The sequence below is a fragment of the Methylosinus sp. H3A genome (genome assembly GCF_015709455.1).
Classification (GTDB): Bacteria; Pseudomonadota; Alphaproteobacteria; order Rhizobiales; family Beijerinckiaceae; genus Methylosinus.
The window spans coordinates 17,793-41,825 of sequence record NZ_JADNQW010000004.1; the positions used below are offsets into that span (position 1 = coordinate 17,793).

Here is a 24,033-nt window from a genome sequence, read left to right on the forward strand (position 1 = left end):
AGAAAAAACGTTGCGCCTTCGCTCAGAATCGGCGCTAATGCCTCAAGACGCGCTCGAAGCGCGAAACTTTGAAAAACTCCGCAGCTTTGATTTTGTGAGATCCCTCAAGACATGGCACGCAAACCCGCCATTTCCGCTTCGAAGGCGACAGAGCTTCGGACGCTGATTCAGCGGCACGCGAATAATCTGTCGCAGCAGTTGCAGGCACATCAACGCAACAATTTTCCTCCGTCCGCAGAAAAGTCCATCCGCCTATTTTCGCCTGCGGAAGCGGCGAAGCTTATTGGCATCCACGAAGGATATCTCCGGCAGGTCGCGGCTGAAGGACGCGGGGTGGCTTCGACGGTCACGAACGGTCGACGGTCCTACTCGGTTGAGGACATTCAGAATATTCGTCGTATTCTCGACCAGAGCGCCCGAGGTGATCGTCGCTATCTGCCCCATCGCGTCGATGGCGAGCATTTGCAGATTATCACTGTCATGAATTTCAAAGGTGGGTCGGGGAAGACGACGACATCGGCGCATTTGGCGCAATATCTCGCTCTGCACGGGTATCGCGTTCTCGCCATTGATCTCGATCCTCAGGCAAGCCTGTCTGCGCTTTTCGGCTCGCAGCCCGAACTCGATGTAGGATCCAATGAAACTTTGTACGGCGCGATTCGGTACGACGAGCATCGTCGTTCCATCAGCGAGATCGTCAGAGGAACCTATATTCCCAATCTGCATTTGATCCCCGCCCATCTAGAGCTGATGGAGTTCGAGCACGAAACGCCGAGGGCGCTGATGCAGCATGCACCCGGAGATTTGATGTTTTTTGGACGTATCGCTCAGGCGATTGCCGAGGCGCAGAACCTCTATGACATCGTCGTCATCGATTGCCCTCCGCAACTCGGCTATTTGACCCTCTCTGCGTTGAGCGCCGCCACCGCAGTTCTGATCACGGTGCATCCGCAAATGCTCGACGTGTTGTCGATGGCGCAGTTCTTGACGATGACGGGAGACCTCTTGGAGGTCGTAGCCGATGCGGGGGGGACCACGAATTACGACTGGATGAATTACCTCGTCACGAGATTCGAGCCGAGCGACGGCCCTCAAAATCAGATGGTCGCTTTCCTGCGGTCGATCTTCGGGGAACACGTGCTCATACATCCCATGCTGAAAAGCACGGCGATCTCGGACGCATCGATCACAAACCAGACGCTGTATGAAGTGGAGCGCCAGCAGTTCACCCGATCGACATACGATCGCGCGGTCGAATCCATGAACCAAGTCAACGGAGAGATCGAGAGTTTAATCCGAAGAGCCTGGGGGAGGACAGCATGAGCCGAAAAGCGCTCTTCGCGAATTTGCAACTCGGCTCGGCGCCCGCCTCCGACGGTAAAGTCACGGCCGCGACCGATGATCTCCGAGTCAACGAAAAGTCAGACGCGGATCCCGTGGTAAGGGCGGCAACGCACAAGACACGACCCATTCTCGGCTCCTCGGCACTTATAAAGTCTGCTGCGGCTCCTGTCGGCGCGCTCGGGCAGTCTCTCAGCGAGTTCAAAGCACAATCCGAGCGCGCGCTCGCTATCGAGCGGCAGCTTGCCGAGGGGCAGGTCGTTGTCGACCTCGATCCGACGCTGATCGATCCTTCCTTTGTCGAGGATCGCATGGCGACGAGCCGGGAGGCGCATGCACGACTGGTCGAAGCTATTCGAGATCATGGGCAGCAAGTGCCGATTCTCGTGCGCCCTCATCCGAGCGTGAGCGGGCGATTTCAGGTCGCCTATGGCCATCGGAGGCTTCGCGCTGCGCTCGATCTGCAGCGCACAGTGCGCGCCGTCGTCAAGTCTCTCTCCGATGATGAACTCGTCATTGCGCAAGGTCAGGAAAATAACGAGCGGCAAGATTTGTCGTTCATAGAGAAGGCGCGTTTCGCGCGCAGCTTGGAACAGAGAGGCTTCAAGCGCGACACGATCATGACCGCGCTGTCCGTCTACAAGAGCGATTTGTCCAACATGCTCTCGGTTATTTCGAGAGTTCCCGAGAATGTCATCCATGCGATTGGTCCGTCGCTCGGAATCGGGCGGCGCGGGTGGATCGATCTCGCCGAGCGTTTTTCGGATCCCGCAGTCGCGAAATCGGTCAAAGCGTTGATTGCGTCGCCGGACTTCCTCGCTCTCGAAAGCGATCAGCGGTTTCGACGGGTTCATGCCTTGGTGAGACCGAGCGTCGCGGAGCGGCCTCGTCTCCAAAATTGGACGACCGCGGAAGGCGCAAAACTCGCCAAGATTGTGCAGGACGCCGAAAAAATTTCGGTGACGATCGATCGTCGCGTCGCCCCTGAATTTGGTGACTTCGTCCTCGAGCGATTGCAGGCGCTCTATGAGGAGTTCAAATCCCGTCGATGACGGGGAGAGTTATGTGTGACGTCGAGCGTATGACGCAGGAGACATCGACAAAAGAAAAAGGCCCCCGAAACGTCGCCCCGGAAGCCCTTCTCGTAGTTCGCACCTAGAGAATCACACTTCCGCGAATCGCTGTCAAGAGTCGGCGCCGTTTCGGCGAGCGGATTTCTTTTGCCTGAATGAGGCAAAGGATCATGCAGACACGTCCAACGACGCCCTTCGGGCGGCGGTCGTTGTCGCTCGCCATGGTGGCGAGCCAGACCGCGACCGAGAATTTCGCCACGAAGCCGGGCGCATCCGAGACCGTCGTCCACAAATGGCGGCTGTTTCGCGCGCTCACCGAAGCCAAGGAGCCGCTCGGCGTCACCGAGCGCGCGCTATCGGTGCTGCACGCGCTGCTGAGCTTTCACCAGGAAACAGCGCTCAGTCTGCCGGAGGTCGGGTCGATGTCGGCCGAGGCGGGCTCGGCCGGCGCCGGCATCGTCGTGTTTCCCTCGAACAAGGAACTCTCGATCCGCGCCCATGGCATGGCGCCGGCGACGCTGCGGAGGCATCTCGCCTGCCTCGTCGACGCCGGCTTGATCATCCGCCGCGACTCTCCGAACGGCAAGCGCTTCGCTCGGAAAGGGCAGGGGGGAGCCATAGAGGACGCCTTTGGTTTCGACCTCGCGCCGCTCGTCGCGCGCTCGAGCGAAATCGAGAACCTCGCAGAGGAGGTGCGGGCCGAGAACCGCGCGATCGCGCTGCTGCGCGAGAAGATCACGCTCACCCGCCGCGACATCGCAAAAATGATCGAGACAGCATTGGAGGAGGGCGTCTCGGGCGATTGGGACGAGGCGCATCAGCGCTATGCGACGCTCTCGGGGCGCTACGGACGGGGGCTTTCCCGCGCCGATCTGGAGGCTTTGGCCGGCGAATTGGCCCTGCTGGCGATCGAAATCCACAAGTCGCTGGAAACGCATATAAAAGCTCAAAATATGAGCGGCAATGAGTCTCAGACTGAGCGTCACATACAGAATCAAACCACAAACTTTTCTGATCTTGAACCTAACCTTCAGGAAGGTAGGGCTCAGCCATCCCAGCCAAATCTCGAAGAGCCTGGGGGAGCGATCGACCGCGCCCCAGAAACATCCGCTGATCGTCCTCGAACCGCCGATCCCAAGCCGACCCTTCGCGCTTATCCGCTCGGAATGGTGCTGGAGGCCTGTCCAGACATCGCCGATTACGGCCCGAGTGGCGAGATTTCATCGTGGCGAGACCTCGCTGCTGCGGCGGCGACAGTGCGCTCGGCGCTCGGCGTTTCGCCAGACGCCTGGTCACAGGCCCTGGATGTCCTGGGCGAGCATGACGCCTCCATCGTCATCGCCGCGATCCTGCAACGCGGCGATGAGATCAAGAGCGCCGGCGGCTATCTCCGTGTCCTGACCGAAAAGGCGAGGGCAGGGGAGTTCTCGCTCGGGCCCGTGCTGATGGCCCTGTTGCGCGGCAAGGCCGCGAAGGCGGCGCGCGAGCGCAAGAAAACGGGGTGACGCGGGGATGGATTATCGGACCGAGGCCCGGCGGTCCGCTCGCTCACAGCGTTTCGGCGTCGAGCAATCGGAGCTTTTCGGCGCGGTCGAGCAGGCTTTTGACGGAGGAGGGCGCCCAGCGCGTTCCGCCGCGCGGCGTGCGCTCATACATGGCCTCGAGCTGCGCGCCGATCTGCGCGAGCGTCAGATCGGGATTGGCCCGCTTGATCCCGGCGACGAGCGTGACCAGACGCTCGCTGCTGACTTTTCGGCTGGCTGCTTGATGGAGGAGGCGGGGCTCGATCAAGCCCTCGGCGACGAAGCATTTGACGGCGCGCTTCAGGCGCTCGACGGTCCATTGGGGCAGGGGAGCGCCGGTGGCGCCATCGCGCTTGGCGTTGAGCACGCGCACGACATCCTGCCAGCGGTGATCCGGGCGCATTTGCCGGACGATCGGCAGCCAATGTTCGGCTGTTCGATTGACGCGCTCGAAATAGTTCGCCGCCTTGGCGTCGACGATGCGCTGGATGGCGTCGCGGTCGCCGGCGCGGAGCTTTGGATTGCCGCCGATGCGGCCGCGCTTCTTGGCGGCGCGCAGGCCGTCCTTGGTGCGCTCCCGGATCAGGGCGCGCTCCAACTCGGCCACGGCGCCGAGAACCTGCAGGGCGAACCGGCCCTGCGGGGTCGTGGTGTCGATGGGATCGGCGAGCGATTTGAAATGCGCGCCTTTGGCGTCGAGCTCGGCGATCACGGCCAGGAGATGCGACAGCGAGCGGGCCAAACGGTCGAGCCGCGCGACGACCAGCACGTCGCCGCGGCGCACGCGCGAAAGGGCCTTGGCCAGTTCCGGCCGTGAGGCTTTCGCCCCCGACATATGCTCGCGAAAAATCTCGACGCAGCCGGCGGCCTTCAGCACATCGGTCTGTGCACCCGTGACCTGATCCTCGGTCGAGACGCGGGCGTAGCCGATCAGAGGCATGGGTCAGACGATTGACTTCAATGAGAGCGGCTTCTTCACGACGCAACCCAATCGGGGGGCAATTCATCGCCGGGATCTGGCGCGCGGTCGGGCGCTTGCCGCAGAATTTCCGATAAACCGGAGCCGCTCGCGTTTCCAGCGCGACGCTTCAGGAACTCGGCCGTCGTTTCGATGACGCCGATTTTCTGGGCGACGGCTGTCGCAATCCATTGATTCAATGAAACGCCGTCCTGTTTCGCGAGTCTGGCCGCTTCCTTTTTGAGGGAGGTGGGCAGCTTTAGGGGATATGTCGCTTTGCTCATTTTTCGATCCTTTCCAGCAAGGCGCCTGGCGTCAAAACCGGAATTCCAAACTTTGGGACCGCTTGGTGGAAGTCGCGGACATTGTGCGTCACGATACCGTCGGCCCTTCCGTTCAGCGCGACCTCCAAGACCATTTCGTCGGCCGGGTCTGACAGTTGTGGTCGCCAGCTGAAATGAGGCTCCACGGGTTCACAGAGCGCCGCCAGCTCCTTGAGAGCTTTCGAGACCGCGTTCGGATCGAGCCCATGCACGTCCCGCTGCTCCGGTCTCTGCAGCACGTCCTCATATTCGAGGAATAGGGCCGTCGAGACGAGCGGGACGAGGCGTCGATTGGCCACGAGGTTCAAAATTACGAAACTCGCGCCGCGCGAGCTGCGGAATGCCGAGACGATGACCGAGGTGTCGAGAACGAGGCGCTTCATGGCCTGATATAATACATCCTATGGGATGTGTCACGGGCTAGGATTCCAAAAGTGTAAGTTATCATAAACCGGTCGTTTGAAAGTGCATCCGATGGCCGAAGTTCGCCGCCGCGACATAGTGGTGAGCAGGAGAAAGGCCCGAAAAACAGCCCATTTTCGTCGATTTGCGGGCCGAAAACGCGCCTTCGGAGCCGTCCCGAGGCTTGCTCTCGGCCAGCCGTGGCGACGCATTTCGATCCTGTCGGCGAAAGATAAAAAAGCATCTTCTATCACTCAAGCTAAATTATAACTAAGTTGATAATGATATTGATATGCATGGAATTAAAATGGGATTAGATCGTCCCGGCTCGGTCTCATTCGAGCGCCTGCAAGCGCCTTTCGAGAGCGCGTCGGACGCTCTCGCGCGTCTCGACGAGCGGCTTCGCTCCAGTCCCGTCGCCGAAGCCTTCGTTCTTCGCGCGCATTTCCACGACGCCTGCGCAGCTTTGCGGCGCGCGGGCGAATTCGTGCAGATCGAAGACCTGGTGCTTCATGATGCCGGAACGGACGTACGCACGCCGACGCACGAACTCTTGCGGGCCCACGCCGTTCATCTCACGCGCCGTCGCATAGCTGCTCGCGAACCGGCGTGGGCGTTGAGGACCGACGGACTCGCCGATTTGCGCGGTGCTTGGAGACCACAGGGCGAGGTGTGCGAGCCAACCACCGGTTCGCGCACCATGGGCGAAGACGTGGCGGATGGGGAGTTGGATGAGGAGGACGGCGAGACGATCCGTACAGGAGAATTCGACGAAATCGATGAATTGCTGGCGCGAACGTCACGTGCGATCGAGCGAACCGAGCCGGCTTCGCTGAAGCGAGACGACTCTCGTTTGGTTTACGACGAAGATTGGGACGAGGAGGCCCGCGTCGCGGAGTGGCGCGAGTGTCTGGGCCGCACCCAGAACCTTCCGCCCTTGATGGCCGCAAGCGTCGCGCTCGACGCCTGGGAGAAGATCGAGCCGTTACAGAGCAGCGCTTGGCTGGGCCCTTTGCTCACCGCGGCCTTGCTACGTTCCCGCGGAAAGACGCGGTACTATCTCACAGCGCTGCATTCGGGATTTCGACAGGCCAAATATCGCCGAGCTGGGCGGGATGATTTTGAATCTCGATTGGTCGCATTCGCGTGTGCAATCGAGACGATGGCGAAGGCGGACTCGAAGGAACTCGACAGATTGACGCTTGCACGCGAGCTCCTGCTCAGAAAATGCAAAGATCGCAGAACGAGTTCGAGGCTGCCGCGGCTCGTCGACTTGTGCCGTGTCCAATGCGCAGCCGCAGCGCGCGTCCGCGCAAGCCGGTGTTCCTCACCGTGAAACCCGACCTGACGCTGGCGCTCGGCGACGTTCACGCCTCCAACGCCCGACGCGCTATTTGCATGCTAAGGGTCGACTATGGAGAAAGGAATCATCGTCGCCGCGGACGCGCTCACACATCCCGCGCGTGACCGGACGTTCATTCGATCTAATTTTCTTGCATCGGCTCCGACCACGTCGTATCCATTATAAGTTATTTAATTTCGTGAATAACTGATGGTTTTGACATGATAACAGCGGCTCAGCTTCGAGCGGCGCGTTCGCTCACCGGCTTGGACCAACGCAAACTCGCGGAACTGTCGGGTTTGTCGCTTCCAACCATTCAGCGAATGGAGACGAGCGAGGACGTCGTTCGCGGCAACGTTGATTCCTTGACCAAACTGATGGCGGCTCTCGACGGCATCGGCATCGAATTCATCGGCGAAGGAGCGGTCAGTCCTAGCGGTGGACGCGGCGTCCGGTTCAAAAAATCCGCCGCTGCCTCGCGCAGGCCCGCCGAGACCGATGATTCGGCGGACGACGCCCCGCCGGGTCGCGACGCGAGGTAGACTGCGATGCCCTTGACGGTCGCCCTTTGGAGCATCGCCGCATTGCTCGGCACGGGAGCGCTCTCTATCGCCCTTGCGCGAAGCGTCGCCGCGAGCCGGGTCGTCTATGGTCTTTGTTGCGTGCTCTGCGTCGTGCTTTTCGCCGCCGCGGTCATCCCCCGGAGCGCCGTCGCGCTAACGGCCGCGCTGCCGCTCGGCCTGCCTTGGATCGGCGCGCACTTCCGATTGGATGTGCTGAGCGCATTCTTTCTCGCCATCATCAACCTGGGGGGAGCAGCGGCGAGCCTCTATGCGATCGGCTACGGCGCTCATGAGAAGCATCCTTCTCGCATCCTGCCATTTTTTCCAGCCTTCCTGGCCGGCATGAATCTCGTGCTTCTGGCGGACGACGCATTCAGCTTTCTCGTCGCCTGGGAGTTCATGTCGCTTTCGTCATGGGCGCTCGTCCTGGCGCATCATCATGACGCCGAAAACCGACGAGCCGCGTTCACATATCTGCTCATGGCGAGCTTCGGCACGCTCGCGCTATTGATGGCGTTCGGGCTCCTGGCGGGATCGGTCGGCGGCTATTCCTTCTCGGATATCCGCCAGGCGGCGGCCCCGTCATGGAAGTCCGGGCTCGTCCTGGCGCTGGTCCTCTTGGGCGCGGGTTCGAAGGCCGGCCTCGTTCCCTTGCACGTCTGGCTACCGCTCGCCCACCCCGCCGCGCCGAGTCATGTCTCGGCATTGATGAGCGGCGTCATGACGAAAGTCGCCATCTATGGATTCATTCGCATCGTTTTCGACTTGCTCGGGCCGCCGGAGTTCTGGTGGAGCGCGCCGCCGCTGACGCTAGGGGCGATCACCGCCATATTCGGCATCCTCTGCGCGACGATCCAGAGCGACCTGAAGAAACTGCTCGCTTACAGCACGATCGAAAATATCGGCGTCATTTTCATCGCTCTCGGTCTGGCGCTGGCGTTCAAGGCGAACGGCATGGCCCTGCCCGCCGCGCTCGCTTTCACCGCCGCTCTTTTCCACATCTTCAATCACTCCTTGTTCAAGAGCCTTCTGTTCTTCGGCGCCGGCGCGGTGCTCAACGCCACCGGCGAGCGCGACATCGAGCGTCTCGGCGGGCTCATCCATTCGATGCCGCGAACGGCGTTCCTGTTCTTGGGCGCATGCCTTGCAATTTCCGCTTTGCCGCCGCTCAATGGATTCGTTTCCGAATGGCTCGTTTTCCAGGCGGTTCTGCTCAGCCCATCGCTGCCGCAATGGGGTCTGAAACTCCTGGTTCCCGCCGTGGGCGTCGCGCTGGCGCTGAGCGCGGCGCTCTGCGCGGGATGTTTCGTGCGGCTCTTCGGCATTGCATTTCTAGGACGTGCTCGGTCATCCGCGGCCAGGAACGCGCATGAGACGGATTTTTGGTCGCTCGCGGCAATGTCGGGTCTCTTGGCCCTTTGTCTCCTGGCGGGCCTTTTGCCGAGCTATTTGATCGATACGATCACGCCGGCCGCAAAGCTGTTCGTCGGCGGTCATATGCCGACCCAGGGCGGGCTTCCCTGGCTGTCGATCGTGCCGATCGCCGAGAGCCGCAGCTCCTACAACGGCCTCCTGTTGTTCATCTTCATCGTCTTCTCGACTTTGGTCGCCGCACGGTTCGTTCATGGGTTCGGTTCGCGCGCGTCCCGGCGAGGCCTGGCATGGGATTGCGGTTATCCCGACGCGAGCCCCGTCACCCAATACACCGCCAGCAGCTTCGCTCAGCCCGTTCGCCGAACACTCGGGAATGTCGCCTTTGTGGCGCGTGACCATTTGGATATGCCGCCTCCCGGCGACATTCGTCCAGCCCGATTCAACGTCGAAATTCACGATCGGGTCTGGGCAGGCGTGTACGCGCCGATTTTGCGAGGCGTCGATTTTTGCGCGGATCAATTCAACAAGACGCATTTTCTGACCATCCAGGGAAATCTCACGCTCGTCTTCATCGCTCTCGTCGGCCTGCTTCTGGTGGTTGCGATATGGCCATGATCTTCGATTTCGCGGTTCAGGGGCTGCAAATGATTCTGGTGCTGGCTTTGGCGCCGCTGCTGCTCGGCTTCACCCGCAAAATCAAGGCGCGTCTGTTGCGCCGGCGCGGGCCGACGATCATTCAGCCGTACCGCGATCTCTTCAAGCTGATGCGCAAGGACGTCGTGCTCGCCGATAACGCCTCATGGCTGTTTCGTACGGCGCCTTACCTGATCTTCGCGGCGACCTGGGTCGCCGCGGCGCTCGTGCCGACCTTCGCCACCGGGCTGATGTTCAGCTGGTCGGCCGACCTCATCGTCATCACCGCTCTCCTGGGAAGCGCCCGGTTCTTTCTGGCGCTCGCCGGAATGGACGTTGGAACCAGCTTCGGCGGGATCGGCTCGAGCCGCGAGACGATGTTCGCGTCTCTCGCCGAACCGGCGATGATCATGATCGTCTTCGTCGTCGCTCTTATCGCCGGCTCGACCCAGCTTTCCGAAATCGCCGTTCATATGGTCTCGCACCTCGAATTGCGCGTATCCTATGGCCTGGCGCTGATCGGGCTCGTTATTGTCGCGATTGCCGAGAACGGCAGAATCCCGGTCGACAATCCGGCGACGCATCTCGAGCTCACCATGGTGCATGAAGCGATGGTGCTCGAATATTCCGGACGCCATCTCGCGGTGATCGAGCTCGCTTCGGCGCTGAAGCTGCTCTTGTACGTTTCGTTGATCGCTTGCATCTTCGCGCCATGGGGGCTCGCCCGGCACGGCGCGGATTTCAGCGCCATGATGCTCGGCGCGGCCGCCTTCGTCGTCAAATTGGCCGTCGGCGGGTTTCTTCTCGCGTTCTTTGAAGTTTCAACGGCGAAAATGCGCGTGTTTCGCGTGCCCGACTTCCTCGGCGCGGCGCTGATGCTCGGACTTCTCGGCACGTTGCTGCTGTTCGTGTCACGGAGCCTTTGAGATGGGAAACCTGTCGTTCGACGTAGCTCATTTGTTCGCCGGAGGCCTCGTTCTCGTCAGCTTCATATTGCTCTATCAGGATCGCATGACGGGGCTGATCAACATCTTCACCCTTCATGCCGTCGTTTTGTCGTTTTCGGTCGGCTGGCAGGCCTATACCCAGCACGCCCCACACCTCTATGTGACGGCGGCGATCGCAATCATCTTCAAGGCAGTCATCATTCCCGTCAGTCTTCAGCGCATCATGCTGCGCCTGCGAATTCATCGCGATATCGAAATCATCGGCGGTGTCGGCGTCACGATGCTGTTGGGAATTTGTCTCGTCGCCTTGTCGCTCATCGTCATGCTTCCAGCCACGGCGGCGGCCGACCCGCTGGCGCGCGAAGATCTCGCCTTCGCGCTGTCCGTCGTGCTTCTCGGCCTGCTCATGATGGTGACGCGGCGCAATGCGATCAGCCAGGTCATTGGCTTCATGTCGCTCGAAAACGGGCTGATTCTCGCGGCGACCGGGGCCAAGGGCATGCCGCTCGTGGTCGAGATCAGCGTCGCTTTTTCCGTCTTGATCGCCTTCATCGTCATCGGAATTTTTCTGTTTCGCATTCGCGAACGTTTCGACACCGTCGATATCCAAGAGCTTGACCGCGCTCGTGGAGGCCAGCGATGAACATTCCGGGTTTCGAACCGGTCGGCGCATTGCTGGTCATCCCCGCTCTATCGGCGTTGCTTCTCTCGTTTCTGTCCGGCTACCGTCTGACGTCGTACATCAATTTCATTTCGTCCGGCGCGACCTTCTTTGTCGCCGGCTCGCTGCTGTTCAATCGGCCCGGCTCGGGTAAGTATCTGTTCGTTGACGATCTGAACATCGTCTTCGTCGTGCTCTCCAGCTTCATCGGCTTCACGACGAGCGTATTCAGCGCGAGCTACATCGGCCACGAAATCGAGACGGGAAAATTGAAGCCGGCCTATGTGCGATTCTATCACGCCATGTACCAGTCGATGATGTTCGCCATGAATCTAGCGCTGCTCGCGAATAATATCGGCCTAATGTGGGTCGCGGTCGAGTTCGCCACGCTGACGACGGTGCTGATGGTCGGAATCTATCGCACGCACGAGGCGTTGGAGGCGGCCTGGAAATATTTCATCCTGGTAGCGTCGGCATAGCGCTCGCTCTGTTTGGGACGATCCTCGTCTATATGGCCGCGCAGCCAATCCTCGGAGAGGGCTATGACGCCATGGTCTGGACGGCCCTGATGCGGCATGGGGCGGAATTCAGTCCGAGACTCCTCAACGTCGCATTCGTTTTCCTGATGCTGGGCTACGGAACGAAAGTCGGCCTCGTGCCCATGCACGCATGGCTTCCAGACGCGCATGCGGAAGGACCGACGCCGATCTCGGCGGTCTTGTCCGGCCTTCTTCTCAATGTCGCGCTCTATGCGGTTTTGCGCTTCAAGATGCTGCTCGCGGCCAACGCCGCGGCGATCGCGCCAGGACCGCTCATGATAGCTCTGGGTCTCGCCTCTCTCATCTTCGCGGGTTTCATGCTGTATCGCCGCGACGACATCAAGCGACTGTTCGCCTATTCGTCGATCGAGCATATGGGCATCATCACTTTCGCGTTCGGCATGGGCGGGCCGCTCGCCAATTTCGCCGGACTCCTTCACATGACGATGCATAGTCTGACGAAATCGGCGATTTTTTTCGCCGTCGGCCATATCGCCCAGGTCAAGGGCACGCAGAAGATCGCCAATATTCGCGGGTTGACCGAAAGCCATCCGGTGCTCGGTTGGGGCCTCGTCGCCGGCGTCGTGGCGATAGCCGGTCTGCCGCCGTTCGGCGTCTTCACCAGTGAATTCCTAGTTGTGACCTCGACGTTCGCGCGCGAGCCGCTGCTCGCGATCCCGTTCGCCCTCGGTCTGCTGGTGGCGTTCGGCGCGCTGTTGTTCCGCCTTATCGGATTGGCTTTCGGAGAGCCGTCGGAGTCGATCGGCGAGGTCGAAGCCTCGGTCGTTCCGCTCTATTTCCATCTCGCGCTGGTGTTGCTGATGGGACTATGGTTGGAGCCTCATATTGTCGCGTGGTTTCAGAATGTCGCGAGGCTGCTCGGATAAGGTCTGACGAAACAAGGAACAGCGGCATGATTTCGCTTCGAGAGACGATGCGGGGAGGGCGCCGGATCGACCAGTCGCGTCCTTGGCCGCGCCATGTCGTCGATCAGACCGGCTGGCTTCGCGCGATCCGCGAAATCAGCAAGGGCCATGGCGACATGCTGGGCCTTTGGAGCGATGGCGCGGATGTTCACATGGCTGTATTGGACCGAGAGTCTTCGGACATCGCCATCGTCACCATCGAATGTCCGAACGGCTGCTTTCCCTCAGTCGGCCACATGCATCCGCCCGCCTTGCGGCTCGAGCGCGCGATCCGCGACATCTATGGCCTGCGCGCGGAGGGCCTGCCCGACACGCGGAACTGGCTCGATCATGGCCGCTGGGGCGTGCGACATCCCGGCGCGAGGCCGGAGCCGTGCGAAGCGTCGGGCGATTCTTACGCATTCCTTGCGGCGGAAGGCGTGCCCCTCCACCAAATCCCCGTGGGGCCCGTCCATGCCGGCATCATAGAACCCGGCCACTTCCGTTTTTCGGCGAATGGAGAGGTCGTCGTCCGTTTGGAGGAGCGCCTGGGATACGTCCACAAGGGCACGGAGCAATTGATGGTCCGTGCGCCGCTCGATCGCGCTGCGCGTCTCGCCGGACGCGTTTCCGGCGACAGCACCGTCGCTTACGCTCTCGCTTTCGCTAAGGCCGTCGAATCCTCGCTCGACATCGAGGTCCCGCGACGTGCGGTCTATCTGCGGGCGCTGATGGCCGAATTGGAACGCATCGCCAATCATGTCGGCGATATCGGCGCGATCTGCAACGACGCCTCCTTTTCCCTGATGCACACGCATTGCGCCATTCTCCGCGAACGAATTCTCAGAACCGCCTCCGTGTGTTTTGGCCACAGGCTCATGATGGATCGCGTCGCGCCTGGCGGCGTTGCGACCGACCTGTCTATTGAAGGCGAAGGCGCGCTGCGCGCTCTGCTGAGCGACGCGAAACGTCTCATTCCTCGATTCATCCAGCTCTATGGCGACACGACGTCCATACAGGATCGCACGGTCGGAGCAGGCCACCTGCGTGCCGATCTGGCGAATCAATATGGCTGCGGCGGCGTCATCGGACGCGCCTCTGGCCGCGGCTTCGACGCGCGCCGCTCGCCGGGCTATGCGCCCTATTCTGAGCTCTCCTTCAAGGTCGGCTCGGCGCATGCAGGGGATGTCGACGCGCGGGTCTGGGTGCGGTTCGACGAGGTCAAGGAGTCGCTCGGATTGATCGAGCAGATTCTCGACAAGATGCCGGCTGGGCCCGTGTCGACCGACAGTCTGCCTGCGTCGAGCGAAGGCAGCGAGGGCGCTGCGCTCGTCGAGAGTTTTCGTGGCGACATTCTCGTTTGGGTGAGGATCGGAGCGACGAGAACGGTGCAGCGATGTCATCTGCGCGATTCGTCATGGTTCCAATGGCCTCTGCTCGAAGCCGTGATCGAGGGCAATATCGTCGCTGACTTCCCCCTTCTCAACAAATCGTTCAACTGTTCCTATTCGGGGCACGACCTTTAGAGGCTCGGCGGCCATGCGCAAGTTTCTGTTCCAAGGTCTGCTGCGCGCGCCGTTGACGGAGCTCGCGCCCTCGCCTGACGACGCGGCGATCGGCGAGTTGGCCGGCATTCTCGACAGCGCGAGTCGTCGCAGGTTCGGCCGGAGTCTGTCGATCCGCGAGATCGACGCCGGTTCATGCAATGGCTGCGAACTCGAAATACATGCGCTCGGCAATGCTTTCTATGATCTCGAACGATTCGGGCTGCGCTTCGTCGCCTCGCCGCGACACGCCGACGTTCTCATGGTGACGGGTCCTGTAACGAAGAACATGTGCGAGGCATTGGAGCGGACTTATGCCGCGACGCCCGATCCGAAATGGGTCGTCGCCATCGGCGATTGCGCCTTCGACGGCGGCATGTTCGCGGGGAGCTATGCGTGCGTCGGAGCCGTCTCGGAAGTGATGCCGGTCGCCCTCCACATTCGCGGCTGTCCGCCAGATCCTGTTGCGCTTCTGAGAGGACTCATCGCGCTTGTCGACAATCGGTCATGAAATCTGATCAGCTCTGCCGTCTGATCCTGACGAACTGCCGGACCTCATCGCGTAGCTATCGACAAAAATTGCACCGCAACCATCTGGCGCGGCCTCGCGGGCTCTGTCGCGAATTTTTCTCGCGGGTCGGTTGGGGCTATGATCGCCGGGCGTGGGGCAGGCGGAATAGTCCGATGAGGCGTCCGCTGGTATGTGGCGTATCCGATGAGCTATCGTCAACTCGAAGAAATGATGGAAGAGCGCGGCGTCGAAGTCGACCATTCGACGCTCAACCGCTGGGTCGTCAGGTATGCGCCTTTGCTGGAAAAGCAGTTCCGTGCTCGCAAGAGCGCGGTCGGCTCGAGCTGGCGTCTCGATGAGACCTACGTGAAAGTCAAAGGCTTCTGGAAGTATCTGTATCGGGCCGTCGACAAGGCGGGCGCGACGGTGGATTTCCTCCTGACGGCCAAGAGGGACTGCAAAGCCGCGTTGCGCTTCTTGCACAAGGCGATCGGTCAGCATGGCGTGCCGGCGCCATCTTCTGCGCGCCGCCGCCCGGCAATTCGTCGAAGGCGACGTGCAGCATTGGTGGCTGCCGCACTCTGGGCAAGGGATGCGAACGCGGATATCGGACGATCGCGTCTGGCTCGCCTTCGCGACCGCGATTTATGTGGCCAGCTCGGGCGACGCCGCGATATTGAATGAGATCGTGCCATTTCTCGAAGGCCCGCGCTTGCGAGACGGGGAGCACGAGGCCTTTTTTCCCGCGCAGATCGCAGACCAATCCGCTTCACTGTTCGAACATTGCGCCCGCGGCCTCGACCAATGCCTGGAGTTGACCGGCGGACACGGCTTGCCGCTGATCGGCGGCGGCGATTGGAACGACGGCATGAACCGGGTCGGCGAAGGCGGCGCCGGCGAAAGCGTGTGGCTCGGCTGGCTGCTGCTGCGAACCATCGCGCTGTTTTCGCCGCTGGCCGAACAACGCGACTCAGACCGCGCGCGCCGCTGGCGCGCACATGCGGATAAGCTGCGCGAGGCGCTCGAGCGTGAAGCGTGGGATGGCGAATGGTATCGCCGCGCGACATTCGACGACGGAACTTGGCTCGGCTCGAAAGACAGCGAAGAGTGCCGGATCGATTCGATCGCGCAATCCTGGGCGGTCTTGTCGGGCGCGGCCGATCCCGTGCGCGCATCCGCGGCGATGGCGTCCCTGTACGAGCAGTTGATCCGCAAAGAGGATCGCTTGGCTCTGCTGTTCTCGCCGCCCTTCGACAAGACCGCGCTCGATCCGGGCTACATCAAGGGCTACCCTCCCGGCCTGCGCGAGAACGGCGGCCAATACAGCCACGCCGCCATGTGGGCGATCCTGGCCTATGCGCAGAACGGGTCCAGCCGGCTCGGTCGATCGGGCGTGGCGAACCGCGGCTCGACGCTGTCCGAACGCAGGTATTTGCGCACGGTATTGCGCGACAGCCCCGTGCGTCGCGCGATCTCCCGGATCGAGAACTCCTGCCGATATCGCCAGCGTCGGATGACGCTCAATAACTCCATGTCGATCACTCCCAGATCCCCGCGACGGTCGAGGGGGAAAGGTTCGAACATGGGTCAGTTCTCGGTGGAAAAACTCGTGCTGCCTGGGTCAGCTCTCAGTGGAAATCAACAGGATGAGACCTATGTGAAGATCAAAGGTTCCTGGAAATATCTCTATCGGGCCGTCGACAGCCGGCGCCACGGTGGGCTTCCTGCTGACGGTAAAGCGCGATCGCAAAGCGGCATTGCTGTTCCTGCGCCGAGCGATCAGTCAGAAGGGCGCGCCAAAGAAGATCACGATCGACAAGAGCGGCGCCAACACCGCGGCGATTGAGAGCTACATCGCGGAGCACGAGGCGGACATCAAAATCCGGCGAAGGAAATATCTGAACAACATCGTCGAACAGGACCACCGAGCGATCAAACGGGTGGCGCGGCCGGCTTTGGGGTTCAATCCTTTCGCTCGGCCGCGGCGACGCTCGCCGGGGTCGAACTCATGCACATGATCCGAAAGGGACAGTTCCGAACGGCGCGCAGATTGTGTCCAGCGAAGCAGTTCTACGCTCTCGCGGCGTAAGCCTCGAGAGGCCCCCTGTCCTGCATCTCGCCTTAACGCAAAATTTGCGACACAACCCGTATTATTGTGTTCGCGTCAGTCTCCTGCTGTTGTCACTAAACCCTTGTCACCGGAGCTCCTATGGCCACTCTTTTTGCAACCGCTGCGGTGGATCAGTTCGTAGGTTCGGTCGGAACCTTCACGGTCAGCTATGCGAATGCGCCATCGGGGACCAATATTTATCTTTCCGGCGGCGGATCGCCCACTGGCTGGGCCGTTGGCGACACCTATGTCGGCATCACGACCGTCATCGGCTCGTCTTACGATGATTACATCTCGGGCGACGGCAATAATGATACGCTCTATGGCGGCGACGGAAACGATACGCTTTATGGTTTTGGCGCGGCCGGCTCGATAACCTATCTTTATGGCGGCAACGGCATTGACACGCTCGTGGGCAGCGCGGGCATCGACATTATGGATGGCGGCGCCGGCGAGAACACAGTTTCTTATTATCTCTCGCCCGAGGGCCTCACCATTTCGCTCGCCAATCCGGGGATCAATACGGGCTGGGCCGCCGGAGATGTCTATACGAATCTGCAGGATGTCATTGGCTCCAAATATAACGACATCATCTATGGCAGCGCGACGGGTGTCCTGAACCAGCTCCAGGGCGAGGAGGGCAATGACATCATCTATGGCGGCACAGGCTACAATGTCCTGATCGGCGGGTCTGGCGCGGATGAATTGCATGGCGGCGGCACCGGAAATCTCATCGATTACGAAACGGCTACCGTCGGCGTGACCGCCTCCATGGCCACTCCAACGATCAATACAGGCGATGCGGCGGGCGACACCTATATCAACCTCTATGGCGCGTCCTTGGCGGGATCACCCTTTGACGACGTTCTTTATGGCGACGCCGGGGACAACATCATCCTGGGCGATCCCGACACCTCTGTTTACAACCACTATGGCAATGACAAGCTCTATGGTGGTGCGGGCAATGATATTCTCGACGGCGGTCCGGGCGCTGATTATCTTGATGGCGGCACGGGCTATAATTACGCCTCCTATAATGACGCGAAGGCGGGCGTCACCGCCTCCCTGGCCAATGCCGCGATCAATACGGGCGACGCTGCCGGTGATGCCTATGTCGATATTCAGGGCCTCATCGGCTCCACTTTTGACGACACACTGATCGCCGACAATAATGGCGACACGCTGCAGGGCGGTCTGGGCAATGACACGCTGATCGGCGGCGCCGGCAATGACACGCTGCAGGGCGGCGCGGGAGCTGATGTCCTCAACGGCGGTGCGGGCTATGACGCCACAAATTATTCAGATTCAACAGTAGGCCTAACTGTCAACATGACCGACGCCACCAAGAGCACCGGCATTGCGGCGGGCGACACCTTCATTTCAATCGAGCATCTTGTTGGCTCGTCCTTTGACGATATTCTCGTTGGCGATGCCACAGCCCAACTCATCGAAGGCGGGGCGGGCAATGACACGCTCTATGCCGGAAGTGCGGCGACCGTCACGCTGCAGGGCGGCGATGGCAATGACACGCTCTATGGCGGATCGGGCTATAATATCCTGACAGGCGGCGCGGGAGCCGATGCGCTTTATGGGGCGGGCACGGGCAATCTTGTCTCCTATGACACGGCCACGGCGGGCGTCACCGCCTCTTTGGCCAATGCGGCCAGCAATACGGGCGATGCCGCAGGCGACACCTATAATAATCTTCTCGGGGCCTCTTTGCAGGGATCGAGCTATAACGACATTCTCACGGGCGACGCGGGGCCAATAATATCAATGGCGGGGCGGGCAATGACCAGCTCAATGGCCTTGGCGGCAACGATATTCTCGACGGTGGCGCAGGAGCGGACGCTCTCGATGGCGGCACGGGCTATAATTACGCCTCCTATAATGACGCGAAGGCGGGCGTCACCGCCTCCCTGGCCAATGCCGCGATCAAGACGGGCGACGCTGCCGGTGATACCTATGTCAATATTCAGGGCATGTTCGGGTCGAATTACAACGACATTCTCTACGGCGACGCGAATGCGAACATCATCTACGGCGGCAGCGGCGATGATACAATCTATGGCGGCGGCGGCAGTGACATTCTCTACGGCGGCGACGGCAATGACACACTCATCGCCGGTCCCGGCAATAGCCTCCTTTACGGTAATGCGGGCAGCAATACGTTCAAATTCCTGAATGCCAGCGACTCGATTTCAACGCCAACGGTCGCACCCAGTATTATTGAAGACTTCAAGACCGGCATCGACAAAATCGACATCTCGGCAATTTCTCCCACCAATGTCGCAATCATTCAGGAAAACGGCTTCTATACGCTGCAAGCCACAGGCTGGACAGGAGCCATCCTTTCCGTGCGCTCAGTCAATGCCTTCGTTCTGTCAGATGTCATTACGACTATTCCGGGCGTAACACTGACGGGCACGCCCGGACCCGACCAGCTCGTGGGCGGACCAGGCAATGATACGATCATTGGCAATGGCAGCGCGGACGCGCTCACGGGTGGGGCGGGCGATAATACATTCGTCTACAACACGGCCAGCGATTCAACGCCGGCCGCCTATGACATCATCCATGATTTCAAGACCGGCCTGGACAAGGTCGACATGACCGCGCTGAACCCGACCTCGATCAGCCTCGTGCGCTATCAGGGCGGCACCTACATATTCGGCGGCGCGGCCTCGGGCTATTTTGAAGTCGCCTCGACCCAGGACATTAACGCCGCTGATATTCTCGGTCTGCAAACGGGCGTCTTCATGCAGGGCGGCTCAACGGCGGGATCAACAGGCGTCGAGACGCTGATCGGCTCTGCTTTCGGCGAAACAATCGCGGCAGGCAGCGGCATTGACCTGATCACCGGCGGCGGCGGCGCCGATGCCCTCGTGGCCGGAGCCGGAGCCGATACTTTCGTCTACAACGCGGCCAACGATTCAACACCCGTCAGCTATGACATTATCCACGGGTTCAAAACCGGGACGGACAAGGTCGATATGACCGCGCTGAACCCGACCTCGATCAGCCTCGTGCGCTATCAGGGCGGCACCTATATTTTCGGCGGCGCGGCCTCGGGTTACTTCGAGCTTGCCTCGACCCAGGACATTAACGCTTCCGATATTCTCGGCCTGCAAACGGGCGTCTTCATGCAGGGCGGCTCAACGGCAGGATCAACAAGCGTCGAAACGTTGACCGGCTCCAATTTGGGCGAAACAATCGCGGCGGGCAATGGCATTGACCGGATCATTGGCGGCGGCGGCGCCGATGCCCTCGTGGCGGGAGCCGGGGCCGATACTTTCGTCTACAACACCGCCAGCGATTCAACACCTGTCAGCTATGACATTATCCACGGGTTCAAAACCGGGACGGACAAGGTCGATATGACCGCGCTGAACCCGACCTCGATCAGTCTGCAGCGCTATCAGGGCGGCACCTATATTTTCGGCGGTGCGGTCTCGGGTTACTTCGAGCTTGCCTCGACCCAGGACATTAACGCTTCCGATATTCTCGGCCTGCAAACCGGCGTCTTCATGCAGGGCGGCTCAACAGCGGGATCAACAACCGTTGAGACGCTGACCGGCTCCAGTTTTGGCGAAACGATCGCCGCAGGCAATGGCATTGATACGATCATTGGCGGCGGCGGCGCGGACTCCCTCGTGGCCGGAGCCGGGGCCGATACTTTCGTCTACAAGGCGATCAGCGACAGCACGACTTCGTCCTATGACATCATCCACGGGTTCAAGAGCGGCACGGATAAGGTCGATCTGACAGCCGTACGCGCGGGTGCGGCCGATACGTTCGGCCTGCTGAACACGGCCAATGGCAGTTACTTATTCGTCGATCTCCAGGGCAACGGCACCACGGATATGGAGATTGCCTTCACCTCCAATAACGTGACCGCCGCCGACATCAAATGGTAGGCCGCGCCTGAAACGGTAAACATTCGCTGTGGGCCGCAGGGCAGCGCCTTCTGGTCAGGGATTGGATCGTGATTTCAGTTCGTTGTGGATTTTTATGAGTTCGACGAGGTTTTCGACGCCGAAGTCGGTGAAGGCGAGGATTTCGTGATCTCCGGCGCCGTAGACCCAGATCTCGCCGTCCTCTGGCTCCATTTCGTTGGCGACATCGTACAGGAAGTCGACGCTTTCACCGAGTTGCTCGGCGATGCGATCGACGGTCATAACAGATGGTATGCCTCCGCCGAGGGCCGCCTGGCATTGATTCCGGTTTTTGAGATGGTTGCGGTGCAATTATTGCCGATAGCTACGCGATGGGTCCGGCAGTTCGTTAGGATCAAGCAGCGAGCACCGCACTCCAGATTTCGGGCGCAGTCGTCCCGGCGGCTCTAAATCTGCTCAGCGCGAATTGACCCTTCCTGATGCGATGCATGAGTTCGACGCCGGCGATCGTGATCGCCGCATGGCGGGCGCCGCCCGATGTGACGCCTGATATCCGTCGAGAGTGATTTTGCGCGGCGGCCGTCCGTGGCGCGCGAACGCACGACGGAAAAACGCTTTGGCGGCGCCGACATCTCGCTTCGCGCGCAGCAAAAAATCCACTGTCTTTCCCGCCTTATCGACGGCGCGGTAGAGATAGACCTAGTGGCCCTTGATTTTGACGTAGGTCTCATCGACGCGCCACGATCCGCCGACTTGGCGCGCGAAACGATTCCATCGCTTTTCAAATTCCGGAACGTAGCGCTGAACCCAGCGCATGATGGTCGTATGGGCAACCGACAAGCCGCGCTCCGCCATCATTTCCACGAGGTCTCGGAAGCTGAGCTTGTATCGCAGATACCAGCGCACACAGAGAACGATGATTTCGCGGTCGAAATGGCGTCCTTTGAAAAGATCGTTCCACGCTCAGCATGCCCATAACCCCAGAGTCCGGTTCACGCAACCTACGAGGCCAAGCTCTGCCGGGCCTGCTCGCTGCTGGAGATTTGCGCGCCGCGAGAGACCGCCGAAGGCGGCAAGGTGGCGCGTTGGCTCGAACGCATGGTCGGGGAGTGAGATGGTCGACCGCCGCCACCTCAACACGCTCTATGTCTCCACCGAGGGCGCTTATGTACGCAAGGACGGAGAGAACGCCGTAGTCGAAGTGGACGGCGGGGAGCGGCTGCGCGTGCCGCTGCACAAGCTCGGCTCCATCGCGCCGTTCGGTCGCGTGACCATCTCTACTGGCCTGATGGCGGCGGCGGTGGAGTCGGGAATTGCTATCACTCATTTCTCCGACAATGGCCGCTTTCTCGCTCGCGTCGAGGGACCGGTCTCGGGCAATGTGCTGTTGCGCCGCGATCAGTTCCGTGTCCATGAGAGCGAGGCGGCGAGCGCGAACTTTGCTGCTGTGATCATTATCGCCAAAGCCTCCAACCAGCGTGCAGTATTGCAAAGGGCGTTGCGCGATCACGGCGACGGATTGGATCAGACCGCCAGAGACGCTCTGCATTCTTCCGTAGAACATCTGGCAGACGCGGCTCGCCGCTGTCTGAAGCCTCGCGCGCTCGACGAGGTGCGCGGCGTGGAAGGCGAGGCCGCGCGCGCCTATTTCGGGGTTTTCGATCATCTGATCTGCGTGAAGGAGCCGGGTCTACGCTTTGGCGCCCGCTCACGCCGTCCGCCGCTTGATGCGGTCAATGCGCTCTTGTCGTTCCTCTATACCTTGCTGGCTCACGATTGCCGGTCGGCGCTCGAAGGCGTCGGGCTCGATCCGGCGGTGGGATTTCTGCATCGTCTGCGTCCCGGACGCCCGAGTCTCGCGCTGGATCTGATGGAGGAGTTGCGTCCCCATCTGGCTGATCGGCTGGCGCTGATCAATCGCGGCGAAATCGGCGTGAGCGATTTTCGCCTGTTCGAGAATGGCGCTGTGCTTCTCAACGATGATGCGCGTAAGCAGGTGCTTGTCGCGTTTCAGGAACGCAAGCGCGAGGAAATCGAGCACCCTTTCCTGAAGGAAAAACTGGCCATCGGCCTGCTGCCCCACATTCAGGCGCGACTGCTGGCCAAGGCGGTGCGCGGCGATCTCGACGGCTATCCGCCGATGATCTGGAAATAGGAGCCGGACGCAGATGATGGTGCTCGTCAGCTATGACGTGGAAACATTGACGGCGGCCGGCCGCAGGCGACTGATACGGGTTCCGGCTGATTGACTCGGCGACGGGGATTCCCGGGGCGAATCGAAGTAGCTAAGCTGTATCGCCATGAATCGCTGGAGGCGGGTCATGGCGACGATAGCTGCGCATTTGAGCGTCGATGCGTTGCGTGAACGGTATGTTTCGAGTTCGAACGCGCGCGAGGCGCGGCATTTCCATGCGATCTGGCTGCTCGCCAAGGGCCACACGCTCGGCGAAGTCGCCGAGATGACGTCCTTTGCCCAGCGCTGGATCGAGCAACTCGCGGCGCGCTACAACGCAGAAGGACCGGAGTCTCTCGGCGACTTGCGCCGGCGCAACGGCTCGACGGCGACGGTGTTGAAGCCCGATCTGCTCGCCGAGCTGCGCGTTCGGCTGAACGAGCCCCCCGACGACGGAGGCTTGTGGACGAGCGCGAAAGTCGCGGCTTTTCTCGCGCGCGAATTGGGGCTGGAGAAAGTTGCGGTTCAGCGCGGCTGGGAAGCGCTGAAAGCCTGCGGCATGTCGATCCAGGCTCCACGCCCCAAAAATCCGAAGGTGGCTTCGCCCGAGGAGGCGGCGGCGTTCAAAAAAACCTCGAAGACGCCGTCGCGGAGGAAGCCGCGAAGCATCCAGAGCGATCGGTCGAGGTCTTCGCCAGCGACGAGCACAGGCCGGCCTGAAACCGGTCACGCGGCGCGTCTGGGCGCCCGTCGGCGAGCGGCCGATCGCGCATGGCCATCATCGCTTCGACTGGCTCTATGTGACCGCCTTCGTCTCGCCGGCGAGCGGCGAGACCTTCTGGTACGTGCACGACGGCGTCTCGAAGCCGTTTTTCGCGGCGCTGCTCGAGACCTTCGCGCGCGAAGCCAAGGCCGGCGTCGATCGCACGATCGTGCTCGTCATCGACAACGCCGGCTGGCACGGCGAGGCTGGTCTGAGCGTGCCGGATGGCGTGCGACTGGTTTTTCTGCCGCCCTATACGCCGGAGCTGCAACCCGCCGAGACCTTATGGGCTCTCGTCGACGAGCCGATCGTCAACAAGCACATCGGAACGATAGAGGAACTCGACGCGATCATCGGCGAAAGATGCGCCGCGCTCGCGAGCGAGCGCGACATCATCAAAAGCCGCGCCGGCTTCCATTGGTGGCCAAAAATCGCCAAGCCGAAGTAATCAG

At 61.0% G+C, this 24,033-nt stretch carries 20 protein-coding genes and 11 pseudogenes; 24 read left to right on the plus strand and 7 right to left on the minus strand.

Annotated elements, in window-relative coordinates; genetic code table 11:
* Nucleotides 1-111 precede the first annotated feature (111 nt).
* From repA to repC, 3 genes are all read left to right on the plus strand, one after another.
* Complete coding sequence (gene repA, locus IY145_RS02160) at nucleotides 112-1,323, plus strand: plasmid partitioning protein RepA (RefSeq protein ID WP_196406730.1); 1,212 nt, start codon at nucleotides 112-114, stop codon at nucleotides 1,321-1,323.
* The gene (repB, locus tag IY145_RS02165) at nucleotides 1,320-2,393 is read left to right on the plus strand and encodes a plasmid partitioning protein RepB (protein ID WP_196406731.1); all 1,074 of its coding nucleotides are present in this window, start codon (nucleotides 1,320-1,322) and stop codon (nucleotides 2,391-2,393) included. The genes repA and repB overlap by 4 nt, the downstream gene beginning before the upstream one ends.
* 191 nt (nucleotides 2,394-2,584) lie before the next feature.
* Nucleotides 2,585-3,919, plus strand: a complete 1,335-nt coding sequence (gene repC, locus IY145_RS02170) for a plasmid replication protein RepC (RefSeq protein WP_196406732.1) — start codon at nucleotides 2,585-2,587, stop codon at nucleotides 3,917-3,919.
* A gap of 43 nt (nucleotides 3,920-3,962) precedes the next feature.
* Here repC and IY145_RS02175 read toward each other — a convergent pair whose 3' ends face one another.
* From IY145_RS02175 to IY145_RS02185, 3 genes are read right to left on the minus strand one after another with little or no spacing between them, the layout of a single operon-like run.
* Entirely contained in the window at nucleotides 3,963-4,877 is a 915-nt protein-coding gene (locus IY145_RS02175) for a recombinase family protein (protein WP_196406733.1), read from the minus strand.
* 35 nt (nucleotides 4,878-4,912) lie between these two features.
* Nucleotides 4,913-5,179 carry a toxin-antitoxin system HicB family antitoxin gene (locus IY145_RS02180; RefSeq protein WP_196406734.1) on the minus strand — a complete coding sequence of 89 codons (267 nt, stop codon included), beginning with the start codon at nucleotides 5,177-5,179 and terminating at the stop codon, nucleotides 4,913-4,915.
* A complete protein-coding gene (locus IY145_RS02185; RefSeq protein WP_196406735.1) occupies nucleotides 5,176-5,601 on the minus strand; it encodes a putative toxin-antitoxin system toxin component, PIN family in 426 nt (141 codons plus the stop codon). The genes IY145_RS02180 and IY145_RS02185 overlap by 4 nt, the downstream gene beginning before the upstream one ends.
* A 326-nt stretch (nucleotides 5,602-5,927) precedes the next feature.
* Between IY145_RS02185 and IY145_RS02190 the strand changes: the two genes are divergently transcribed.
* The 11 genes and pseudogenes from IY145_RS02190 to IY145_RS02235 form a co-directional block, all read left to right on the plus strand.
* Nucleotides 5,928-6,956 (plus strand): RHE_PE00001 family protein, encoded by a 1,029-nt coding sequence (locus IY145_RS02190; protein ID WP_196406736.1) that lies wholly within the window; start codon nucleotides 5,928-5,930, stop codon nucleotides 6,954-6,956.
* Between the two features lie 227 nt (nucleotides 6,957-7,183).
* Nucleotides 7,184-7,258 (plus strand): annotated as a pseudogene (locus tag IY145_RS26485) (transcriptional regulator); the annotation flags it as partial.
* A 27-nt stretch (nucleotides 7,259-7,285) separates the two neighbouring features.
* A complete protein-coding gene (locus IY145_RS02195) occupies nucleotides 7,286-7,504 on the plus strand; it encodes a hypothetical protein (protein WP_409455289.1) in 219 nt (72 codons plus the stop codon).
* Between the two features lie 6 nt (nucleotides 7,505-7,510).
* Complete coding sequence (gene hyfB / locus IY145_RS02200; protein WP_196406738.1) at nucleotides 7,511-9,514, plus strand: hydrogenase 4 subunit B; 2,004 nt, start codon at nucleotides 7,511-7,513, stop codon at nucleotides 9,512-9,514.
* Nucleotides 9,505-10,458 carry a respiratory chain complex I subunit 1 family protein gene (locus IY145_RS02205; protein WP_196406739.1) on the plus strand — a complete coding sequence of 318 codons (954 nt, stop codon included), beginning with the start codon at nucleotides 9,505-9,507 and terminating at the stop codon, nucleotides 10,456-10,458. The genes hyfB and IY145_RS02205 overlap by 10 nt, the downstream gene beginning before the upstream one ends.
* Before the next feature lies 1 nt (nucleotide 10,459).
* Nucleotides 10,460-11,122, plus strand: coding sequence for a hydrogenase-4 component E (locus IY145_RS02210; protein ID WP_196406740.1), 663 nt, complete (start codon nucleotides 10,460-10,462; stop codon nucleotides 11,120-11,122).
* Nucleotides 11,119-12,566 (plus strand): annotated as a pseudogene (locus IY145_RS02215) (hydrogenase 4 subunit F). Before IY145_RS02210 ends, IY145_RS02215 begins: the two are co-directional and overlap by 4 nt.
* A 26-nt stretch (nucleotides 12,567-12,592) precedes the next feature.
* Nucleotides 12,593-14,110, plus strand: coding sequence for an NADH-quinone oxidoreductase subunit C (locus IY145_RS02220; protein ID WP_196406741.1), 1,518 nt, complete (start codon nucleotides 12,593-12,595; stop codon nucleotides 14,108-14,110).
* A gap of 13 nt (nucleotides 14,111-14,123) precedes the next feature.
* Nucleotides 14,124-14,639 (plus strand): NADH-quinone oxidoreductase subunit B family protein, encoded by a 516-nt coding sequence (locus IY145_RS02225; RefSeq protein WP_196406742.1) that lies wholly within the window; start codon nucleotides 14,124-14,126, stop codon nucleotides 14,637-14,639.
* 180 nt (nucleotides 14,640-14,819) lie between these two features.
* Nucleotides 14,820-15,149, plus strand: a pseudogene (locus IY145_RS02230) (IS6 family transposase); the annotation flags it as partial.
* Nucleotides 15,148-16,008, plus strand: a pseudogene (locus IY145_RS02235) (GH36-type glycosyl hydrolase domain-containing protein); the annotation flags it as partial. The pseudogenes IY145_RS02230 and IY145_RS02235, both read left to right, overlap by 2 nt.
* Here IY145_RS02235 and IY145_RS02240 read toward each other — a convergent pair.
* A pseudogene (locus IY145_RS02240) lies at nucleotides 16,002-16,172 on the minus strand (sigma factor-like helix-turn-helix DNA-binding protein); the annotation flags it as partial. The pseudogenes IY145_RS02235 and IY145_RS02240 overlap by 7 nt on opposite strands.
* Before the next feature lie 106 nt (nucleotides 16,173-16,278).
* Between IY145_RS02240 and IY145_RS02245 the strand changes: the two are divergent.
* From IY145_RS02245 to IY145_RS02280, 6 genes and pseudogenes are all read left to right on the plus strand, one after another.
* Nucleotides 16,279-16,728: pseudogene (locus IY145_RS02245) on the plus strand (IS6 family transposase); the annotation flags it as partial.
* 120 nt (nucleotides 16,729-16,848) lie between these two features.
* A pseudogene (locus tag IY145_RS26490) lies at nucleotides 16,849-17,649 on the plus strand (calcium-binding protein); the annotation flags it as partial.
* Between the two features lie 30 nt (nucleotides 17,650-17,679).
* Nucleotides 17,680-17,766: pseudogene (locus tag IY145_RS26495) on the plus strand (hypothetical protein); the annotation flags it as partial.
* A gap of 123 nt (nucleotides 17,767-17,889) precedes the next feature.
* Nucleotides 17,890-18,336 (plus strand): annotated as a pseudogene (locus tag IY145_RS26500) (calcium-binding protein); the annotation flags it as partial.
* A 185-nt stretch (nucleotides 18,337-18,521) separates the two neighbouring features.
* Nucleotides 18,522-18,581: pseudogene (locus IY145_RS26505) on the plus strand (hypothetical protein); the annotation flags it as partial.
* Nucleotides 18,582-18,731: 150 nt separating this feature from the next.
* Nucleotides 18,732-20,666, plus strand: a complete 1,935-nt coding sequence (locus IY145_RS02280; RefSeq protein WP_196406743.1) for a M10 family metallopeptidase C-terminal domain-containing protein — start codon at nucleotides 18,732-18,734, stop codon at nucleotides 20,664-20,666.
* 54 nt (nucleotides 20,667-20,720) lie between these two features.
* Here the strand turns inward: IY145_RS02280 and IY145_RS02285 are convergent, their stop codons facing one another.
* Together IY145_RS02285 and IY145_RS26510 are read right to left on the minus strand one after the other, a co-directional pair.
* Nucleotides 20,721-20,927 (minus strand): hypothetical protein, encoded by a 207-nt coding sequence (locus tag IY145_RS02285; protein WP_196406744.1) that lies wholly within the window; start codon nucleotides 20,925-20,927, stop codon nucleotides 20,721-20,723.
* Nucleotides 20,928-21,101: 174 nt separating this feature from the next.
* A complete protein-coding gene (locus tag IY145_RS26510) occupies nucleotides 21,102-21,305 on the minus strand; it encodes a DDE-type integrase/transposase/recombinase (RefSeq protein ID WP_409455280.1) in 204 nt (67 codons plus the stop codon).
* Between IY145_RS26510 and IY145_RS26515 the strand changes: the two genes are divergently transcribed.
* From IY145_RS26515 to IY145_RS26520, 3 genes and pseudogenes are all read left to right on the plus strand, one after another.
* Nucleotides 21,231-21,623, plus strand: a complete 393-nt coding sequence (locus tag IY145_RS26515; protein ID WP_409455290.1) for a hypothetical protein — start codon at nucleotides 21,231-21,233, stop codon at nucleotides 21,621-21,623. The genes IY145_RS26510 and IY145_RS26515 overlap by 75 nt on opposite strands.
* 136 nt (nucleotides 21,624-21,759) lie before the next feature.
* Complete coding sequence (cas1c, locus tag IY145_RS02295; RefSeq protein ID WP_196406745.1) at nucleotides 21,760-22,800, plus strand: type I-C CRISPR-associated endonuclease Cas1c; 1,041 nt, start codon at nucleotides 21,760-21,762, stop codon at nucleotides 22,798-22,800.
* 304 nt (nucleotides 22,801-23,104) lie between these two features.
* Nucleotides 23,105-23,392: pseudogene (locus IY145_RS26520) on the plus strand (hypothetical protein); the annotation flags it as partial.
* Here the strand turns inward: IY145_RS26520 and IY145_RS25265 are convergent.
* On the minus strand, nucleotides 23,344-23,487 hold the full coding sequence (locus IY145_RS25265) for a hypothetical protein (RefSeq protein ID WP_210332595.1): 144 nt from the start codon (nucleotides 23,485-23,487) through the stop codon (nucleotides 23,344-23,346). The pseudogene IY145_RS26520 and the gene IY145_RS25265 sit on opposite strands and share 49 nt — an antisense overlap.
* A 47-nt stretch (nucleotides 23,488-23,534) precedes the next feature.
* On the opposite strand from IY145_RS25265, the gene IY145_RS02305 reads away from it, so the two are divergent.
* The gene (locus tag IY145_RS02305; RefSeq protein ID WP_210332602.1) at nucleotides 23,535-24,029 is read left to right on the plus strand and encodes an IS630 family transposase; all 495 of its coding nucleotides are present in this window, start codon (nucleotides 23,535-23,537) and stop codon (nucleotides 24,027-24,029) included.
* The last annotated feature ends 4 nt before the right edge of the window (nucleotides 24,030-24,033 follow it).

Bases quoted from the DNA above. Each gene is read 5' to 3' on its own strand.
- IY145_RS02205 (WP_196406739.1), top strand. From the start codon at position 9,505: ATGGCCATGATCTTCGATTTCGCGGTTCAGGGGCTGCAAATGATTCTG.
- IY145_RS02225 (WP_196406742.1), top strand. From the start codon at position 14,124: ATGCGCAAGTTTCTGTTCCAAGGTCTGCTGCGCGCGCCGTTGACGGAG.
- IY145_RS25265 (WP_210332595.1), bottom strand. From the start codon at position 23,487: ATGCTTCGCGGCTTCCTCCGCGACGGCGTCTTCGAGGTTTTTTTGAAC.
- IY145_RS02195 (WP_409455289.1), top strand. From the start codon at position 7,286: ATGGAGACGAGCGAGGACGTCGTTCGCGGCAACGTTGATTCCTTGACC.
- repC (WP_196406732.1), top strand. From the start codon at position 2,585: ATGCAGACACGTCCAACGACGCCCTTCGGGCGGCGGTCGTTGTCGCTC.
- IY145_RS02185 (WP_196406735.1), bottom strand. From the start codon at position 5,601: ATGAAGCGCCTCGTTCTCGACACCTCGGTCATCGTCTCGGCATTCCGC.
- cas1c (WP_196406745.1), top strand. From the start codon at position 21,760: ATGGTCGACCGCCGCCACCTCAACACGCTCTATGTCTCCACCGAGGGC.
- IY145_RS02285 (WP_196406744.1), bottom strand. From the start codon at position 20,927: ATGACCGTCGATCGCATCGCCGAGCAACTCGGTGAAAGCGTCGACTTC.
- IY145_RS02190 (WP_196406736.1), top strand. From the start codon at position 5,928: ATGGGATTAGATCGTCCCGGCTCGGTCTCATTCGAGCGCCTGCAAGCG.
- IY145_RS02220 (WP_196406741.1), top strand. From the start codon at position 12,593: ATGATTTCGCTTCGAGAGACGATGCGGGGAGGGCGCCGGATCGACCAG.
- IY145_RS02210 (WP_196406740.1), top strand. From the start codon at position 10,460: ATGGGAAACCTGTCGTTCGACGTAGCTCATTTGTTCGCCGGAGGCCTC.
- IY145_RS02175 (WP_196406733.1), bottom strand. From the start codon at position 4,877: ATGCCTCTGATCGGCTACGCCCGCGTCTCGACCGAGGATCAGGTCACG.
- repB (WP_196406731.1), top strand. From the start codon at position 1,320: ATGAGCCGAAAAGCGCTCTTCGCGAATTTGCAACTCGGCTCGGCGCCC.
- IY145_RS02280 (WP_196406743.1), top strand. From the start codon at position 18,732: ATGTTCGGGTCGAATTACAACGACATTCTCTACGGCGACGCGAATGCG.
- hyfB (WP_196406738.1), top strand. From the start codon at position 7,511: ATGCCCTTGACGGTCGCCCTTTGGAGCATCGCCGCATTGCTCGGCACG.
- repA (WP_196406730.1), top strand. From the start codon at position 112: ATGGCACGCAAACCCGCCATTTCCGCTTCGAAGGCGACAGAGCTTCGG.
- IY145_RS02180 (WP_196406734.1), bottom strand. From the start codon at position 5,179: ATGAGCAAAGCGACATATCCCCTAAAGCTGCCCACCTCCCTCAAAAAG.